18 protein-coding genes are annotated in these 16,865 nt (G+C 69.5%); 11 read left to right on the plus strand and 7 right to left on the minus strand.

Features of this window, described 5'->3' with window-relative positions; all coding sequences use genetic code 11:
• Positions 1-25: 25 nt before the first annotated feature.
• The 6 genes from FKR81_RS13115 to uraH all read right to left on the minus strand — a co-directional run bounded on the left by FKR81_RS13115 (position 26) and on the right by uraH (position 5,871).
• Complete coding sequence (locus tag FKR81_RS13115) at positions 26-490, minus strand: nucleoside deaminase (protein ID WP_146351544.1); 465 nt, start codon at positions 488-490, stop codon at positions 26-28.
• 16 nt (positions 491-506) lie between these two features.
• Positions 507-2,708, minus strand: coding sequence for a xanthine dehydrogenase family protein molybdopterin-binding subunit (locus tag FKR81_RS13120; RefSeq protein WP_146351547.1), 2,202 nt, complete (start codon positions 2,706-2,708; stop codon positions 507-509).
• A gap of 193 nt (positions 2,709-2,901) precedes the next feature.
• Positions 2,902-4,254 carry an 8-oxoguanine deaminase gene (locus FKR81_RS13125; RefSeq protein ID WP_146351550.1) on the minus strand — a complete coding sequence of 451 codons (1,353 nt, stop codon included), beginning with the start codon at positions 4,252-4,254 and terminating at the stop codon, positions 2,902-2,904.
• A complete protein-coding gene (locus FKR81_RS13130) occupies positions 4,251-4,712 on the minus strand; it encodes a (2Fe-2S)-binding protein (RefSeq protein ID WP_146351553.1) in 462 nt (153 codons plus the stop codon). The genes FKR81_RS13125 and FKR81_RS13130 overlap by 4 nt, the downstream gene beginning before the upstream one ends.
• Positions 4,703-5,569 carry an FAD binding domain-containing protein gene (locus FKR81_RS13135; RefSeq protein ID WP_146351556.1) on the minus strand — a complete coding sequence of 289 codons (867 nt, stop codon included), beginning with the start codon at positions 5,567-5,569 and terminating at the stop codon, positions 4,703-4,705. The genes FKR81_RS13130 and FKR81_RS13135 overlap by 10 nt, the downstream gene beginning before the upstream one ends.
• Entirely contained in the window at positions 5,569-5,871 is a 303-nt protein-coding gene (gene uraH / locus FKR81_RS13140; protein WP_235921511.1) for a hydroxyisourate hydrolase, read from the minus strand. Before uraH ends, FKR81_RS13135 begins: the two co-directional genes overlap by 1 nt.
• Before the next feature lie 139 nt (positions 5,872-6,010).
• On the opposite strand from uraH, the gene FKR81_RS13145 reads away from it, so the two are divergent.
• From FKR81_RS13145 to FKR81_RS13195, 11 genes are all read left to right on the plus strand, one after another.
• Positions 6,011-7,462, plus strand: coding sequence for a PucR family transcriptional regulator (locus FKR81_RS13145; RefSeq protein WP_146351562.1), 1,452 nt, complete (start codon positions 6,011-6,013; stop codon positions 7,460-7,462).
• 29 nt (positions 7,463-7,491) lie between these two features.
• A complete protein-coding gene (locus tag FKR81_RS13150) occupies positions 7,492-8,187 on the plus strand; it encodes an alpha/beta fold hydrolase (protein ID WP_222598254.1) in 696 nt (231 codons plus the stop codon).
• 3 nt (positions 8,188-8,190) lie between these two features.
• A complete protein-coding gene (locus FKR81_RS13155) occupies positions 8,191-8,574 on the plus strand; it encodes a hypothetical protein (RefSeq protein ID WP_146351565.1) in 384 nt (127 codons plus the stop codon).
• 65 nt (positions 8,575-8,639) lie between these two features.
• The gene (locus FKR81_RS13160; RefSeq protein WP_146351568.1) at positions 8,640-8,951 is read left to right on the plus strand and encodes a hypothetical protein; all 312 of its coding nucleotides are present in this window, start codon (positions 8,640-8,642) and stop codon (positions 8,949-8,951) included.
• A 200-nt stretch (positions 8,952-9,151) separates the two neighbouring features.
• A complete protein-coding gene (locus FKR81_RS13165) occupies positions 9,152-10,009 on the plus strand; it encodes a DUF5753 domain-containing protein (RefSeq protein ID WP_146351571.1) in 858 nt (285 codons plus the stop codon).
• 12 nt (positions 10,010-10,021) lie between these two features.
• Entirely contained in the window at positions 10,022-10,435 is a 414-nt protein-coding gene (locus tag FKR81_RS13170; protein WP_146351574.1) for a phosphatase domain-containing protein, read from the plus strand.
• Between the two features lie 70 nt (positions 10,436-10,505).
• On the plus strand, positions 10,506-11,432 hold the full coding sequence (locus tag FKR81_RS13175; protein ID WP_146351576.1) for an NHL repeat-containing protein: 927 nt from the start codon (positions 10,506-10,508) through the stop codon (positions 11,430-11,432).
• Between the two features lie 168 nt (positions 11,433-11,600).
• Positions 11,601-13,937 carry a sensor histidine kinase gene (locus tag FKR81_RS13180; RefSeq protein WP_235921512.1) on the plus strand — a complete coding sequence of 779 codons (2,337 nt, stop codon included), beginning with the start codon at positions 11,601-11,603 and terminating at the stop codon, positions 13,935-13,937.
• Positions 13,934-14,374 (plus strand): roadblock/LC7 domain-containing protein, encoded by a 441-nt coding sequence (locus tag FKR81_RS13185; protein ID WP_146351579.1) that lies wholly within the window; start codon positions 13,934-13,936, stop codon positions 14,372-14,374. Before FKR81_RS13180 ends, FKR81_RS13185 begins: the two co-directional genes overlap by 4 nt.
• Entirely contained in the window at positions 14,374-14,751 is a 378-nt protein-coding gene (locus FKR81_RS13190; RefSeq protein ID WP_146351582.1) for a DUF742 domain-containing protein, read from the plus strand. Before FKR81_RS13185 ends, FKR81_RS13190 begins: the two co-directional genes overlap by 1 nt.
• Positions 14,732-15,319: a GTP-binding protein gene (locus tag FKR81_RS13195; protein WP_146351585.1), complete on the plus strand. Its 588-nt coding sequence runs from the start codon at positions 14,732-14,734 to the stop codon at positions 15,317-15,319. Before FKR81_RS13190 ends, FKR81_RS13195 begins: the two co-directional genes overlap by 20 nt.
• On the opposite strand, the gene FKR81_RS13200 is transcribed toward FKR81_RS13195, so the two are convergent.
• Positions 15,267-16,733: a flavin-containing monooxygenase gene (locus FKR81_RS13200; protein ID WP_235921513.1), complete on the minus strand. Its 1,467-nt coding sequence runs from the start codon at positions 16,731-16,733 to the stop codon at positions 15,267-15,269. The genes FKR81_RS13195 and FKR81_RS13200 overlap by 53 nt on opposite strands.
• Between the last annotated feature and the right edge of the window lie 132 nt (positions 16,734-16,865).

Raw genomic sequence — 16,865 nt, forward strand, 5'->3', positions numbered from 1 at the left:
GGTCAGCAGGTACGGCTTGTGGCCGTCAGTAGTTGATTCGGTCGGAAGAGGACAACCACGCGGTGAACGGGGCGTTGTCCTCGCCGGTGGAGATCTGTTCGACCGGCAGGCTCCAGTCCTCCCTGGGCCTGCCGAACAGCTCGTAGAACTCGAGGTCGTCGAACCCGGCCGCCGCCGCGTCGTGGCGGTCGGCGGCGTAGACGACCTTGTCCACCCGCGCCCACAGCGCGGCGGACAGGCACAGCGGGCACGGCTCGCACGACGAGATCAGGGTGCAGCCGGTGAGCTTGAAGTCGCCGAGCGCCTGGCAGGCCGCGCGAATCGCGACGACCTCGGCGTGCGCGGTCGGGTCGAGCGTGGGCGTGACCTGGTTGACGCCGGTGGCGATGACCTCGCCGTCGCGCACGATCATCGCGCCGAACGGGCCACCGCCGTTCGCGACGTTCGTCGTGGCCAGGTCGATTGTGGCGAGCAGGTGGGTGTTCTTCATCGGGGTACTCCAGAGATCATGTGTTGGTGAGGTGTTCCGGGCGGACCGGGACGCGGGTGAGCGCCAGTCCGGTCGCCGCGCGGATCGCCGCCACGATCGCCGGGGTGGACGAGATGGTGGGCGGTTCGCCGACGCCGCGGATGCCGTACGGGGCGTGCGGGTCGGCGAGCTCGAGCACGTCGATGCTCATCGGTGGCATGTCGAGCACGGTCGGGATCAGGTAGTCCGTGAAGGACGGGTTGCGGACCTTTCCCTGCGAGGTCTGGATCTCCTCCATGACCGCGAGGCCGAGTCCCTGCGCGGAGCCGCCCTGGATCTGGCCGACGACGGCCTGCGGGTTGAGCGCCTTGCCGACGTCCTGCGCGCAGTCCAGCTGCACGACCCTGACGAGGCCGAGCTCGGTGTCGACGTCGACGACCGCGCGGTGCGCCGCGAAGCCGTACTGCACGTGCGCGTTGCCCTGTCCCGTCTCCGGGTCGAGCGGCTCGGTCGCGCGGTGCCGCCACTCGACGGTCTCGTCGATGACCTCGTCGCCGATGTCGGTGCGGTCGCCCAGCTTCGCCTTCACCGCGGCGCACGCGGCCTTCACCGCGCCACCGGTGACGTAGGTCTGCCTGCTCGCCGAGGTCGAGCCGCCGTTGCCGATGCTGGTGTCCATCGGCAGTACGGTGACCTTCTCGATGTCCAGCTCGGTGCGCACGATCTGCTGCATGATCGTGACGAGCCCCTGCCCGACCTCGCACGCGGCGGTGTGGACCTGTGCGGTGAGCTCGTCGCCCGCCATCTGCACGCGCACCCGTGCCGTCGAGTAGTCGTCGTAGCCCTCGGAGAAGCAGACGTTCTTGATGCCGACGGCGTACCCGACGCCGCGCACCACGCCCTCGCCGTGCGTCGTGTTCGAGACGCCACCGGGCAGCTGGCGCAGGTCTGCGGACATCGGTGCCGGCATCGGCTTGTCCTGCACCAGCTTCAGCAGCTGCGCGACGGGTGCGGCGGAGTCGACGACCTGGCCGGTCGGCATGACCGAGCCCTCGGTCATCGCGTTGCGGACGCGCACGTCGACGGGGTCCATGTTCAGCGCTTCCGCGAGCTTGTCCATCTGGGACTCATACGCGAAACCCGCTTGCACCGCACCGAATCCGCGCATCGCGCCGCACGGCGGGTTGTTCGTGTAGACGCCGTAGCAGTCGATCGTGACGTTGTCGACCTCGTACGGCCCGACGCCGAGCGTGGCCGCGTTGGCGACGACCGCGGGCGTGCTGGAGGCGTACGCGCCGCCGTCCAGGAACATCTTCGCCTTGACGTACACGAGCTTGCCGTCGGCCGTCGCGCCGTGCTCGTAGTGCAGCACCGCGGGGTGCCGGTGCACGTGGCCGTAGAACGACTCCTCGCGGTTGTAGACCATCTTCACCGGCTTGCCGGTGTGCAGCGCGAGCAGGCACGCGTGCACCTGCATCGACAGGTCCTCGCGCCCGCCGAACGCCCCGCCGACGCCGGACAGCGTCAGCCGCACCTTCTCCTCGGCCACGCCGAGCGCGGACGCCACCTGCGAGCGGTCGACGTGCAGCCACTGGGTCGCGACGTAGAGGTCGACGCCACCGTCATCGGCGGGCACGGCGAGCCCGGACTCCGGTCCGAGGAACGCCTGGTCCTGCATGCCGACCTCGTACCGGCCGGTGATGACGACGTCGGCCTTGGGAGCTTGATCCCCTCTGCGGATCGGCACGTGGCGCACCAGGTTGCCGCCGGGGTGCAGCGGAGTTTCCTGGGTTGCGGTCTCCATGTCGACGACCGGTTCGAGCACCTCGTAGGTGACCTTGATGCGCTTCATCGCGCGGTTCGCCGTCTCCGGGTGGTCGGCGCCGACCAGCGCGACGGGCTCGCCCTGGTAGCGGACCACGTCCACGGCCAGCACCGGCTGGTCCTTGTGCTCGAGGCCGTAGAGGTTGCGGCCCGGTACGTCCTGGTGCGTCAGCACCGCGTACACGCCGGGGGTCTTGAGCGCCTCGGTGAGGTCGATGCCCGTGATGCGGGCGTACGGGTGCGGCGAGCGCAGCGTCGCGCCCCAGATCATGTCCTCGTGCCACAGGTCGGACGCGTAGGCGAACTCGCCGCGCACCTTGAGGTTGCCGTCCGGGCGCTGCGGGCTGGTGCCGATGCCGCCGGTGACGGCCGAGGTGAGCTCGGCGGGAGTGAGAGTCCCAAAGTTGGTCGTCATCGCGCTGACACCTCGGGTTGTCCACAGGCGGCACGATCGCCGCCACGAATTGTCGGTGTGGCCTGGGAGAATGGAATCAGGGGACCCCCCGGGCGGGGACGCCTGCGCAGCTGTGCGAGGGCCCGGAATTGTCGGTGCTCGCTGGGAGAATGAGAACTGGGGATCCCCCGGCGGGGACGCCTGCGTGAGCGCGTCATCGTGCCGCCTCCGCGAGCCGGGTGCTGGCGGTGCGCAGTTCGCCCGCGATGTCAGCCGTCGACGCGGTGCGCAGTTCGCCGTCCTCGACGACGGTCCGCCCACCCACCATCAGCAGCTTCAGCGGCGGCTGCGGCCCGAGCACCAGCGCGGCCACAGGGTCAGTGATACCGGCGTAGTTCAGCCCGTTGAGGTCCCACACGGCCAGGTCGGCGAGCTTGCCCGGCTCGATCGAACCCAGGTGGTCCGCGCGCCCGAGGCACCGCGCCCCGCCCATGGTCCCCATCCACAACGCCAGCCGGACGTCCAGCGCCCGAGGCCCGCCCCGCTGCCGCGCCTGGTGCAACGCGGACCGCAGCTCGACCACGAGCCCACCGTCCTCATTGGACGCGGCACCGTCGACACCGAGCCCGACCGGCGCACCGGCGTCGAGCAGATCCCGGACCGGCGCGATCCCCGTGCCGAGCCGGCCGTTGGACGTGGGGCAATGGGCGGATCCGGTCGAAGTGGCACCGAGCCGCTTCACCGCCGCGTCGGACAGGTGCACGGTGTGCGCGAGCCACACGTCGTCACCGAGCCAGCCCAGCTGCTCGGCGTACTCGGTCGGCGTGCAGCCGTTCTCGCGCTGGCACTGCTCCTCCTCGTCGATCGTCTCGGCGAGGTGCGTGTGCAGCCGGACCCCGTGCCTGCGTGCGAGCGAAGCAGCCCCGGTCATCAGCTCGCGGCTCACCGAGAACGGCGAGCACGGCCCCACGGCGACGCGCACGAGAGCGTTCGGCGCGGACGAGTGGTAGTCGCCGATGGCCTCCTCGGTGGCGCGCAGCGCGGCGTCGGTGTCCTCGACCAGGTTGTCCGGCGGCAGCCCGCCGTCGGACTCGCCGCGGTCCATCGACCCGCGGATCGCCTCCAGCCGGATCCCCACCCGGCGGCCCGCGCCGACCAGCGCCTCGAACACGTCGCCACCACCCTGAGGGAACACGTAGTGGTGGTCAGCGGCCAGCGTGCACCCGGTCAGCGCGAGCCGTGCCAGGCCGGCGGAAGCGGCGGCGTGCGTGACGGACGCGTCGAGTCCGCGCCACACCGGGTACAGCGTGGTCAGCCACTCGAACAGCGTGGCGTCCTGCGCGTAGCCGCGCGTCGCCCACTGGTAGAGGTGGTGATGGGTGTTCACGAGGCCGGGCGTGACCAGGCAGCCGCTCCCGTCCACGCGGACGTGGTCAGCGGACGGCGTGGGCGCGGGACCCGCACCCACCGCGAGCACGTGCTCACCGTCGATGATCACGTGACCGTTGCGGTGCTCGGTCCCCGCACCGTCCACAGTGGCCACCGCGACGTTGTCCAGTACGATCATCGCCGACCAGCCGCCAGCCGGACCGCGTCCATGATCTTCTCGTAACCCGTGCAGCGGCACAGGTTTCCGGCGAGCGCCTCGCGGATCTCCGGATCCGACGGCGAGGGGACGCGCTCCAGCAGGTCGTGCGCCGCCACCACGAGACCGGGCGTGCAGAACCCGCACTGCACCGCGCCCGCCTCGACGAACGCCTCCTGCACCGGGTCGAGCGAGTCGCCGGACGCGAGGCCCTCGACCGTCCGCACCGAACGGTCCTGCGCCTGGCCGGCCGCGACCAGGCAGGAGCACACCGGCACGTCGTCCAGGTACACCGTGCACGAACCGCACTCGCCCTGCTCGCACGCGTTCTTCGAACCGGGCAGGCCCAGCCGCTCGCGCAGCATGAAGAGCAGCGACTCGCCTTCCCAGACGTCGTCGGCCTGCCGCTGCTCGCCGTTGACGGTCACGTTCACGCGCATGCCTGCTCCTCGGTCAAGAACTCCTGCCACGTCCAGCCGAGCGTGCGGCGGGCCATGACGGCCAATGCGTGCTTGCGGTACGCGGCCGACCCGCGCACGTCGTCGATCGGGGACGCCGCCTGCGACACCAGCTCGCCGAACTCGCGCTTCACCGAGTCGAGCAGCGGGCGGGGGTTGTCGAAGTCCAGCGCGTGGTTCAGGAACTCCTCGGCGTCCCGCGCGCGGCGCGGCGTCGGAGCTGCCGAACCCACGGCCGCACCGACGCGCTTCTCTCCAGGGTGCAGGGAGAGGGCGAACGAGCAGACGGCGATCACCATCGCGTTGCGCGTGCCGACCTTCGAGAACTGCTGCGGCCCGGCCGCCGGCGCCAGGTGGATCGCGGTGATCAGCTCGTCCGGCTCCAGCGAGTTGCGCTTCACACCGACGTAGAAGTCGTCCGCCTCGATCATCCGGGTGCCGCGCACCGACGCGACCTCGATGACCGCGTCGGACGCCAGCAGCACCGGGTGCGTGTCACCGGCGGGGGAGGCGGCGCCGAGGTTGCCGCCGACCGTGCCGCGGTTGCGGATCTGCGGCGACCCGACCGTCCGCGACGCCATCGCGAGGCCGGGCAGCTGAGCGCCGAGCTCCTCGATGATCCGGACGTACGGCACGCCCGACCCGATCCGCAGCTCGTCGCCGTCCGACCACGTCCGCAGCTCGTCGATCCGCGTCAGGTCCAGCAGCGCGGCTGGCCGCCGGTGGTCGAAGTTCAGTTCCACCATGACGTCCGTGCCACCGGCGATCGGCACGGCGTCTGGCCGCTCGGCCTTCACGGCCAGCGCCTCCGCGAGGGTGGTGGGGCGTAGGAAGTCCATCAGCTACCTCGATAGGTGGAGTAGGCGAACGGCGAGAGCAGCAGCGGCACGTGGTAGTGCTGCGCCGGGTCCTCGTAGTGGAACGTGAGCACGACCTCGGGGAAGAACGGCGCGATGCCGGCCGTGTGGAACACCAGCCGGTACACGCCGGCGTCGAGACCGTCGCCCCAGCCGGTGACCCGCCCGTCGACGTTGGTCGCCGACTCGGCCACGACGGTCCCGTCCTGACGCTGCAACTGCACGGCCACGCCGACCGCGGGCCGTCCTCGCTGCGCGTCGAGCACGTGGGTGGAGATCGTCACTCGCCCTCCAATCGCTGTGTGAGCCAGTACACAGAGCGTGGTCCCCGTTGGGCTAGAGCGGGGACACATGAATCCCCAGGCTCCTACAGACAGTCAATTTGTGCTTTCCTACAAACACGAATGGAGGAAGGTGATCGCGATGCTGCTCCTACGCACTCTCCTCCAGATGCCCGAGCTCCGCCTCAGCCTCCAGGTGGGCTCCGACCTGCTGGACCGCCAGGTCACCCGCGTCTACGGCACGGAGCTGCCCGACCCCAGCCGCTACCTGTCCGGCGGCGAGCTGGTGCTGTCCGGCCTGCTCTGGCACGACGGCCCCGCCTCGTCGGAGGCCTTCGTCGCCGCACTGGCCGCGGTCGGCGTCGCCGGGCTCGCCGCGTCCGAGACCGAGTCGCTGGCGCTGCCGACGGACCTCGTCGACGCGTGCGAACGCCACCAGGTGCCGCTGCTCGAGGTCCCGGTCGACCTGTCGTTCGCGACGATCACCGAACGCGTGTCGCTGGAGCTGGCCGGGCTCGGCAGGCACCGCAGGCTGCTCAGCGTCGTCGCCGAGGGCGCCGGGCTCGACGCGCTGCTCTCCGCCGGGTCCGCCGAGCTGGGCACCCGCTGCTGGGTCCTGTCCACCACCGGGCGGGTCGTCGCGGGCGGCGAGCTGGCCGGTCGCGAGTCGCTGGTGCGCGAGTTCCTCCAGGCCGACCGGCTGCCCCGCGCGTTCCGCGGCTTCACCCTGCTGCCGGTCGCCGAACGCGGCGGTTCCCGGCTCACCAACTGGATCCTCGTCGTCGCGGGCGCGGTGTCCGAGGAGGGCGCCGTCGAACTGGCGTCGCTCGTCGCGCTGGAACGGTCGCGGCTCGCGCAGGGCAGGCACGTCGAGAACCGCGCGGCGGGCCCGCTGCTGCACCTCGTGCTCTCCGGGGCGGCCACCCACGGCGAGCTCGCCTCCCGCCTCACCGCCGTCGGACTCGACACCGGCGACCGGCTGCGCGTGCTGACCGCGTCGTCGTCCGACCAGCGCGTCGAGCTCGCCGCCGCCGTGCTGGAGGAACTGCTGCCCGCCGCGCTCGTCACCCCGGTCGGCACCGAGGTCTACGCGCTGGCCCGCGCGGACGACGCGGTGCCGGACGCGGTGCGGGAGTCGTTGCGCGTGCTGGAACCCGGACTCGGCTCGGCCCGCGTGCTCGTCGGCATCTCGTCGCCGGTGCGGGCGGCCGGGTTGCGCGGCGCCGCCGAGGAGGCCGCGCACGCGCGCAGGTTGGGGGAGCGGCGCACCGGGCGCACCTGCGTCGTCGCCGGTGACGAGATCGCGCTGCACCAGCTGCTGCTCGCCGGCGTGCCCGAGGAGCTGCGGTCGTCGTTGCGGCGCAGGCTGCTCGGCCCGGTGCTGGACTACGACACCGAGCACGGCTCGGACCTCGTCGGCACGCTCCAGGTGTTCCTCGACTGCTCCGGCTCGTGGACCGTCGCGGCCGCCAAGCTGCACGTGCACGTCAACACGTTGCGCTACCGCGTGGGCAGGGTCGAGGAGCTGCTGGACGTCGACCTGTCCGACTTCGCCGCGCGCGTCGACCTGTACCTGGCCCTGCACGCGGGCTGAATCCACTGTGGACACCTGGGGAGTTCTCGTTGAGCGACGTCGTCCTGCTCCACTCGACCGCCTGCGACCGCGGCATGTGGGAGCCGCAGCTGCCGGCGCTGGCCGGGCACCGCGTGCTGCGCCCGGACTTCCGCGGCTACGGCGCCGAGCCCGCGGTGCCGTCGTTCGACCCGGCCGCCGACGTCCGCGCCCTGCTCGACGGCCCGGTGGTGCTGGTCGGTTCGTCGTTCGGCGGATCGATCGCGCAGGAGGTCGCCTGCCGCTGGCCGTCGCTGGTGTCCGGCCTGGTCCTGCTGTGCCCTGGGCGGCACGGCGTCCCGTTGACGCCCGCCATCTCGGCGTGGGCAGCGCGCGAGCGGGAACTGCTGGCGACGGGCGACGTGGACGGCGTGGTCGAGCTGGCCGTCGAGACCTGGCTGGGGCCTGAGGCGGACGAGGTCGCGCGCAAGTCGGTCCGCGAGATGAAGCGCCGGTCGGTGCTCGCGCAGCTCGGCCACGACGCCGAGATCCGGCGCACTCCCGTTGACGCGGGGGAGATCCGGGTGCCGACGCTCGTCGTCTCCGGCGGCCACGACGTCGACTACTTCCAGCAGGTCGCGGAGTCGCTCGCGCACGACATCCCCGGCGCGCGGCACGTGCACCTCGACTGGGCGGGACACCTGCCGAACCTCGAACGACCGGACGCCGTGAACGCACTGCTGGAGGACTTCCTGGCACTAGAATGAGCTATGGCCGAAGCTCCCGTCGGCAACCTGGTGCTGTACGTCATCGCGGCAGTGGCGCCCAGCTTGTTGTTCTGGGCCCTGCTCCGGTTACCCCGGTTGATCAGGCGGATGCGGCACCCGAAGCTCGTCGTCGAGGCGCCACCGGTGGAGATGATCGCGGCCGACCTGCGCCGCGTCCGGCGCGTGCTGCGCTTCTACCAGCCGGGCACCCCGGCCGTCCGGCGCATCAGCGCCCGCCAGGCGTACGACGAACTGCTGAAGCAGGCGTGCCTGGCGGTGGACGTCGAACACCGCCTCGACACCCTGCCGGAAGGCGTCGACCGCGACATCGAACGACTGCGCGTTGAAGAGTCTTTGCGCTGCGCGGGGCTGCGGTTGTCAGACTGACGGCTGATACCGGTTCCGCCTTCCGACCGATGCCAGGTGACGGTCCAGGTTCCTAATGTCACGGCATGAGAATGGTGCTGGTGCTCGCCATCCTGGTGAGCGGGTGTGCGGTGCCGCCGGACATCCGATTACGCGTCGAGGGATCAGGCACGACCGATCGGCTGACTTATCTGTTCCCCGGTCAGGACGAGAAGACGTTGCGCAACCCCGACGTGCCGTGGGAACGGTCCGGCGCGCGGCACGGCCGCGTCAGCCTGCGCCTCGAAGGCGTGCACGGGACGCTGACCTGCAAGATCATCATCAACGGCCGGCAGGTGCGCTCGGTGACCAGCGAGTCGGGCGAGGCGCTCAACTGCACCCACGCGATGGCCGACTGAAGCTGACCGAATGCCGTCTAACGGTTATCCACATCCAGACGTGTAAGCGGCACAACTGTTTCCCGCCTGAACGTGCAGGAACACCACAAATGGAAGCGCTCTCACTCTGTCTCGTTGTCTAACGGGAAGCGTTGCCGTCTAAGGGAAATCCACTCGATGTGATTGGTTCGGCAACTCCGCCTTCGCTTACGCTTGATCACATGGGTAAGCCATTCCGGCCCACGATGCTGGAACGTGCCATCGGGCGAACGCTGGGCGACTGGCGCAAGGACCGTCAGTTCAGCCTGTCCGAGGCGGGGCGCAGGGTCGGCTTCTCGACCGCCAAGCTGAGCATGATGGAGAACGCGGTCCAGCCGTCGGCCCCGGTCGACGTGATGGCGCTCGGTTTCGTCTACCTCGTGCCCGCGCCGGAACGGCAGCAGCTCGTGGCGAACACGGAACACGCGCGGCGGCTGCGCAGGCCGTCCGCCGGCGAGATGGGTGTCCTGTTCGACGCGGTGGGGGAGTACGGCAGGCTCGAGCTGGAGGCGTCGTCAGTGCGCGCGTTCCGGATCGACGTGCTGCCCGGCTTCTTCCAGATCCCCGACTACATCACCGCGCTCGCGAAGGCGGACGACCCGCTGCGCGCCGCCGTCGTCGCCGAACAGCGCATCGCACTGCGCGAGGTGCGCAGGCAGCGGCTCACCGACAAGAACCCGCTCGTCGTCGAGGTAGTCCTGTGCGAGGCAGCGCTGCGCCAGACGGTCGGCGGCCCGCGGGTGATGCGCGCGCAGCTGCTGCACCTGATCGAGCTCGCTGAGCTGGCGAACGTCACCATCCGCGTCATGCCGTTCGCGGCGGGCGCCTACCCGGCCGTCGGTTCGCCGTTCACGATCCTGTCGTTCCCGCACGAACAGCACGACGACGTGGTCTACCTGCAGTCCGTGCGCCGCGGCAGCTACGTCGAAAGCCCAGAGGAGCGCGGGCCTTATATGGTGAGGTTCACCGCCCTCCAGGAGATCGCGCTGACTCCGTGCGAGTCGCTCGAGCTGATCGCGGAGGTGCTGGGTTCGTTCTAGGGGGACGACATCATGCTGGTGGGAGCGGTGCAGCTGCCGGACGGCGCGTGGGTGCGCGGTCGCGGGCAGCGCAAGCCGATGCCGGAGGGGCCTGAGCCGGAGTTCGGCCTCTACCTGGGGAAGCTGCCGAAGGACCTGCCGTGGGCGCACGACCTGGTCGAGTGGCCGGACTTCTGGCTGCCGAAGGACCGGGACAAGGCGATCGCGCAGATCCGCGACCTGCACGCCAGAGCCCTGGCGGGGCAGCGGGTCGAGGTCGCCTGCGGTGGCGGGGTCGGGCGCACCGGGACGGTCATCTCGTGCCTGGCGATCCTCGCGGGCGTCGAGCCGAAGGCCGCCGTGGCGTGGACGCGGGAGCACTACCGGCGCGGTGCGGTGGAGACGCCGTGGCAGAAGCGCTGGGTCGAGAGGTTCCCTGTCCATTGACTGTCGATGTGTCGCATGACGCCGTGGCCCGCGAAAGACTCGGGCCGCACGCTAACCAACAGGAGGCGTCATGCAGCGCAGAATCGGTGTCCTGGTCGCGGCGGTCCTGGGGCTCACGCTCGCAGGAGCCGCACCGGTCACCGCAGCAGAGACAGCAGCAGAGACAGCGGGGAAGCCCAAGTTCCCCACCGAGATCACGCTCCCCGCGGGCTGGCAGCCGGAAGGCATCGCGATCAGCGGCCGCACCGCGTACTTCGGATCGCGGGTCGACGGATCGATCTACGCGGCCGACTTGCGCACCGGGCGGGGCGAGGTGTTCGTCAAGGGCACGGTCGCGAACTCGCTGGGCATGAAGGTCGACAGCAGGGGCAGGCTGTGGGTCTCGGGCGGGCCGTCCGGGCAGGGACGCGTCTACGACACCCGCAGCGGGAAGCTGCTGGCGAGCTACCAGTTCGCCACCGCGGACACGTTCGTCAACGACGTGATCGTCACGCACCGGGGCGCGTGGTTCACCGACTCGCGCAAGGCCGTGCTCTACCAGGTTCCGCTGAACCTGCCGAAGGAGCACCGGACGCTCGCCCTCACCGGTGAGCTGGTGGTCACGCCCGGCGCGACCAACCTGAACGGCATCGAGACGACCGTCGACGGACGGGCGCTGTTCGCGGTGCAGAGCAACACCGGCCTGCTGTTCCGCGTCGACCCCGCCACCGGCGCGACGAAGGCGGTGAACCTCGGCGGCGAGGTGCTCACGAACGGTGACGGTCTGCTGCGGATCGGTCACAACCTGTACGTCGTGCAGAACCGGCTGAACACCGTCGCCAAGTACCGGCTGACGAACAGCGGTGGAACTTTGGTCTCCAAGACCACCGACCCGAGGTTCGACGTGCCGACGACGGTCGCGGCGTTCGGTGATCGTCTCTACCTGCCGAATGCCCGGTTCAGCACCCCTCCGACGCCCACCACGCCGTACAACGCGGTCGCGATCGATCGGCCGTAGCCAAACGTGTCGGGGGTCGCATTGAGCGATGCGACCCCCGACCGGGTATCGCACTCGTCACACGACTGGGTAGCCTGCGGGTCGCATTGCGCGCGTGATCCATGTCTTAAGGTGACATTGATCTTGAGTGTTACCGTTCCGTAGCCAATCGGGTGATCGTGGGGCGTTGTGAGTAAGAAGAAGCCGCAGGAGACCGACCACAAGACCATTCGCTCCAGGCTCACCGGAATCGTCGTCGTTCCGAGTGTCGTCCTGCTGGTCATGTGGCTGACGTTCTCGTCGTACACCGTCTTCGACGGCTTCTACATCCGCGCTGTGGCGGTCGGCGTCAAGGACGCCTCGATCCCGGCGGTCAACACGTTCGTGGCGATCCAGAAGGAACGCCAGCTCACGATGACCGTCCTCAGCGACAAGAGCCCGTCGCGCGACCAGTTGTGGGCGCAGCAGCGGCAGGTCGACGAGGACGTCACGACCATGCGGGCGGCGTTCGACAAGCTCGCGGCCAACGCGCCCGTCGAGGTCGCCGACAAGATCGCCTCGCTCGACCGGCTGCTGGCGGAGCTGCCGCAGCGCCGCGCGCAGGTCGAGGGCGGCAACGTCTCGCGCAGCGACGTCTACGCCTATTACAACAGCGTCGTCGACGCCGGTTCCGCGTTGTTCGGCACGCAGGCGCGCATCGTCCCCGACGCCGAGGCTGGCCAGGGCGGTCTCAACGCGACGGACCTCTTCCGCGCCGCTGACTGGATGTCACGAGCGTCCTCTGTGGTGTCCGGCGCGCTCGCGGGCACCGAGCTGTCCACTCAGGACCACCTCGAGTTCGTCAACCTCGTCGGCTCGTACCGGGCGCTGCTCAAGTCGACCACGCCGTTCGCCGACCCGCGGGTGCAGCAGTCGTACCAGGAGCTCACCGCGTCCGAGGACTGGCGGCGTCTCACCAGCTACGAGAACGAGTTCATCGGCGCGCGCACGCACCGGATGTCGCCGAGCCAGTGGGCGCTGGTCGCGAACCCGGTGTCCGAGAGGCTCGTCAAGCTCGGCGTCGACCAGGCCGTCTACGCCTCCGACGTCGGCATGGAGAACGGCAACCGCAAGTTCATCGCGGTGCTCATCGGCAGCATCATCGCCCTGATCGTGGTGCTCGGCGGCATCTTCGTCGCCGTCCGCGTCTCCAGCAGGCTCGTCAACAAGGCACTCGTCAGCCGCCTCGCCGCGCTGCGCAGCGAAGCCCTGATGCTCGCGCACGAGCGGCTGCCGTCCATCGTCGGCAGGCTCCGCCGAGGCGACCAGGTCGACGTGCGCGCCGAGGTGCCGCCGCTCGACTTCGGCAACGACGAGATCGGCCAGGTGGCCGACGCGTTCAACGCCGCGCAGTACACCGCGGTCGCCGCGGCGGTGAAGGAGAGCCAGGCGCGTGAGGGCGTCAACCGGGTCTTCCTCGACATCGCGCACCGCAACCAGGGCCTCGTGCACCGCCAGCTGAAGATCCTGGACAAGCTGGAGCGCGAGGAGGAGAACCCGGAGCAGCTCGACTCCCTCTTCCAGCTCGACCACCTCGCGACGCGCGCCCGCCGCAACGCCGAGAACCTGATCATCCTCGCCGGTGAGCAGCCGGGACGGCAGTGGCGCAAGCCGGTGCGGCTCAGCGACATCATCCGCGCCGCCGTCGCCGAGACCGAGCAGTACCAGCGCGTGCGGGTCAACCCGGTGCCGGACCGCGCGCTCGTCGGTGTCGCCGTCGCGGACACCATCCACCTGCTCGCGGAGCTGGTCGACAACGCCACGGCGTTCTCGTCACCGCGCTCCGAGGTCGTGGTGCACAGCAGCGTCGTGCCGCACGGCATCGTCGTCGAGATCGAGGACCACGGCCTCGGCATGACGCCGGAGGAACGCGCGCAGGCCAACGCCAAGCTGAGCAACCCGCCGGACTTCGACGCCATGGCGTTCCGCGGCGAGTCCCGCCTCGGCCTGTTCGTGGTCGCACGGCTCGCGGCCAAGCGCGGCGTCAAGGTGGAGCTGCGCGACTCGCCGTACGGCGGGACCGTCGCGCTCGTCGTGCTGCCGGTTCCGCTCATCGCGGGTCCGCAGATGTCGGGTGACATCGGCGAGACCACGCAGATGCCGGTGCGGTCGTTCCACGAGAAGAACCACGGCCACGAGCAGGAGAAGGAACAGGGGCAGGAGCAGGCCGGTGCCCGATTTCTGGGTGCCGTCCAGGCGCATGGAACGGATCCCGATCCCCGTCCAGCGGAGCAGCAGGTGAACGAGAACGCGTCCGCACCCGTGTCAGACGCGGGTAAACCGCCGCTGCCGCGCAGGCAGCGGCAGCAGAACCTGGCTCCGCAGCTCATGGACGAGGACTATTCGCGAGAGGCGGAGCAGGGTCCGGCGCTGCAGAGCGAGCAGTCCGCCGAGCGAACAAGGGAAGGGCTCTCCGCCTTCCAGCGGGGAACGCTCGACGCGCGGCGGACAGATGACTGGAAATCAGAAGGGGCTCCCTCGTCATGAAGGACAACACCAGCCAGCACGGCGAACTGAACTGGTTGCTGGAAGACCTGATCCAGCGCGTGGTCGGCGCCCGTCACGCGGTCGTGCTGTCGGCGGACGGCCTTCTGCTCGGCCGGTCGGCAGGTCTGTCGAGGGACGACTCGGAACACCTGTCCGCGATGGCGTCGGCGTTCCAGAGCCTCGCGCGGGGCACCGGGCGGCACTTCGGCGGCGGCGCGGTCCGGCAGACCATCGTCGAGATGGAGCATGCCTACCTCTTCGTCACGGCGGCGGGCCACGGTGCGTGCCTCGCGGTGCTCGGCGAGGAGGACTCGGACATGGGCATGATCGGCTACGAGATGAACATGCTCGTGAAGCGGGTCGGCACCTACCTCTCGTCCGCGCCGCGCGCGGAGACGAACGGCGCGGCTGTGCCGTCGGCCCGAGAGTCGCGCTGATGTCGTCCCGCGAGGACTGGTGGTACGACGAGGCGGCGGGCCCGCTGGTCCGTCCGTACGCGATGGTCCGCGGGCGCACCCGGCCGGTGACCCGCGAGCTGCACCTCGTCACGCAGGTGCGCGCCGCGCGGCAGACGCAGACGGCCGACCTGACGTCGCTGAACGTCGAGCACCGCGAGCTGCTCGAGGTGTGCCGCAAGCCGCTGTCCGTCGCCGAGGTCGCGGCGTACCTCGACGTGCCGCTGATCGTGGTCAAGGTGTTGTTGAGCGACCTCATCGAGCGCGGTGACGTGATCGTGCAGGATGTGTCCCGAATCTCGGAGATCCCGGACCGGGATCTACTTCAGGCCGTACTGGATGGTGTTCGTGGCATCTGACGACGCGCTGACCGTGCCAACGGCAGTCAAGATCGTCATCGCGGGTGGGTTCGGCACGGGCAAGACCACCATGGTCGGCTCGGTCAGCGAGATCCCGCCCCTCAGGACCGAAGAGCTGCTCACCGAGGCGGGCGTCCACGTCGACGACCTGGCGGGCATCGAGGGCAAGGAGACGACGACCGTCGCGCTCGACTTCGGTCGCATCACGATCAGCCCGCAGATCGTGCTGTACCTGTTCGGGACACCGGGGCAGAACCGCTTCTGGTTCATGTGGGACGAGCTGGCGCACGGCGCGATCGGCGCGGTCGTCCTCGTGGACACGCGCAGGCTGGACGCGAGCTTCCCGTCGATCGACTTCTTCGAGCACCGCCGCATCCCGTTCGTGGTCGCGGTGAACTGCTTCGACGGTGCACAGGCCTACACGGTCGACGAGGTGCGCGGCGCGCTCGACCTGGATCCCGCGATCCCGGTCGTGCTGTGCGACGCGCGCGACCGGGAGTCGAGCAAGTCGACGCTCATCGGGTTGATCCGGCACAGCATGAGCCGGCTCGAGCACGCCGCTCGCTGAGCAGGGACTCCAGGTACGGGGCGAAGTCCACCTGGATCGAGTCGATCTCGGTGGGACCGTAGCGCTGCCGCGCGGCGGCGAGGTGGCGCTCGATCTCGGTGATCATCTCCTTGGTGTGCGGCAGGCCGGCGGAACCGTCGACGAGGTCGGCGATCCACTCGGCCTGTCCCTCCAGCAGCCGCGTGATCGACCCGACGGGACGGATGAGCCCGGCGAAGTACAGTCCGGGCCGCCCCGGCGGGATCACGCGGTGGTACAGCGCGATCTGGCCGGTCGAGTCGCGGAACCACTCGCCGGGCAGGAACGGGAACGCGATCCGGTAGCCCGTGCAGTAGACGACGGCGTCGGCCTCGACGCGCGTGCCGTCGGAGAAGCACACGGCGGAGCCGTCGAACCGGTCGATCGCGGGCTTCACCGTGATGTCGCCGTGGCTGATCCGGCTGAGCAGCTCGTCGGAAATCGTGACCGGGCTGGAGAAGATTCGGTGGTCCGGCTCCGGAATTCCGTAGTCGGCCAGCCTGCCCCGGATGACGCGGAGAACCACCTCGACGAACCGGCGCTGGTCGTCGAATCCCATGCGGGCCCACCAGCCCTTTGACGCGATTTCGTCGATGGGAATTCCCAGCATGGTCTTGGGAACGACGTGCAGGCTTCGGCGTATCGAAAGATACGTTTTGCTGGCCAGGCGCGACAAATCAACTGAGACATCGGCGGCCGAATTCCCGAAACCTGCCACGACGACGCGTTTGCCGACGTGATCGGCAGGGGAGAAGTACTCGTAACTGTGCAATTGGGCGCCGGGGAACTGCTCAGCACCGGGAATTGCGGGCTCTGGCCATTTGGGATGCGAGTGGTGACCCGTTGCCACCACGACGTGCTGAAACATGAGGATCTCTTCACGTCCGGTCGCGGTGTCACGTGTGCGCACATTCCAGCCGGAATCGGGGTTCGGTGCGACCTCAACTACTTCCACGCCGAAACGAATGTGCTCGCGGAGGCCGAACTCGTCGGCGAAGTCACTGAGGTACTCGGCCACCAGGTCGTGTCTCGGATAACGCGGGTACCCATTCGGCATCGGGAAGTCGGAAAAGCCGCTGACCTTGCTGGACGTGTTGAGGTGGAGGGAGGCGTAGCCGGGGGAGGGCGCCCCGCTGCCCGCGCTGTGCCACAGCCCACCGACGTCGGTGGTCTGCTCCAGGACGCTGAAGGTGGAATTGCGTCCGCGAAGAGTTTTGGCGACCGCTAGTCCGGCCAGTCCCGCCCCGATCACACACGTGTGACCCCGACTGGGCTGATCGGCGTATTGACTTGGGACCTCCCCGATGCGAGGAACGGCCACCCCGTCGGAGTATTGAGGTGACTGAGCGTACCGAATTCCCTGTTGTGTCATATAGCTCAGTCCCCCTTCGTCCATTGCGTTTCGGCTGCTCGCAGAGTACTTCTTTGGGCCGGAGGTGCGGAAGTGGCCGGAAGTGCGACTGTGGCGAGCATCGCCAGGCGTGAGGCTCTTTTCTCGACTCCCGACAGCAGCTACGTCGACTTCGTT

This window comes from Lentzea tibetensis, assembly GCF_007845675.1.
GTDB lineage: Bacteria > Actinomycetota > Actinomycetes > Mycobacteriales > Pseudonocardiaceae > Lentzea > Lentzea tibetensis.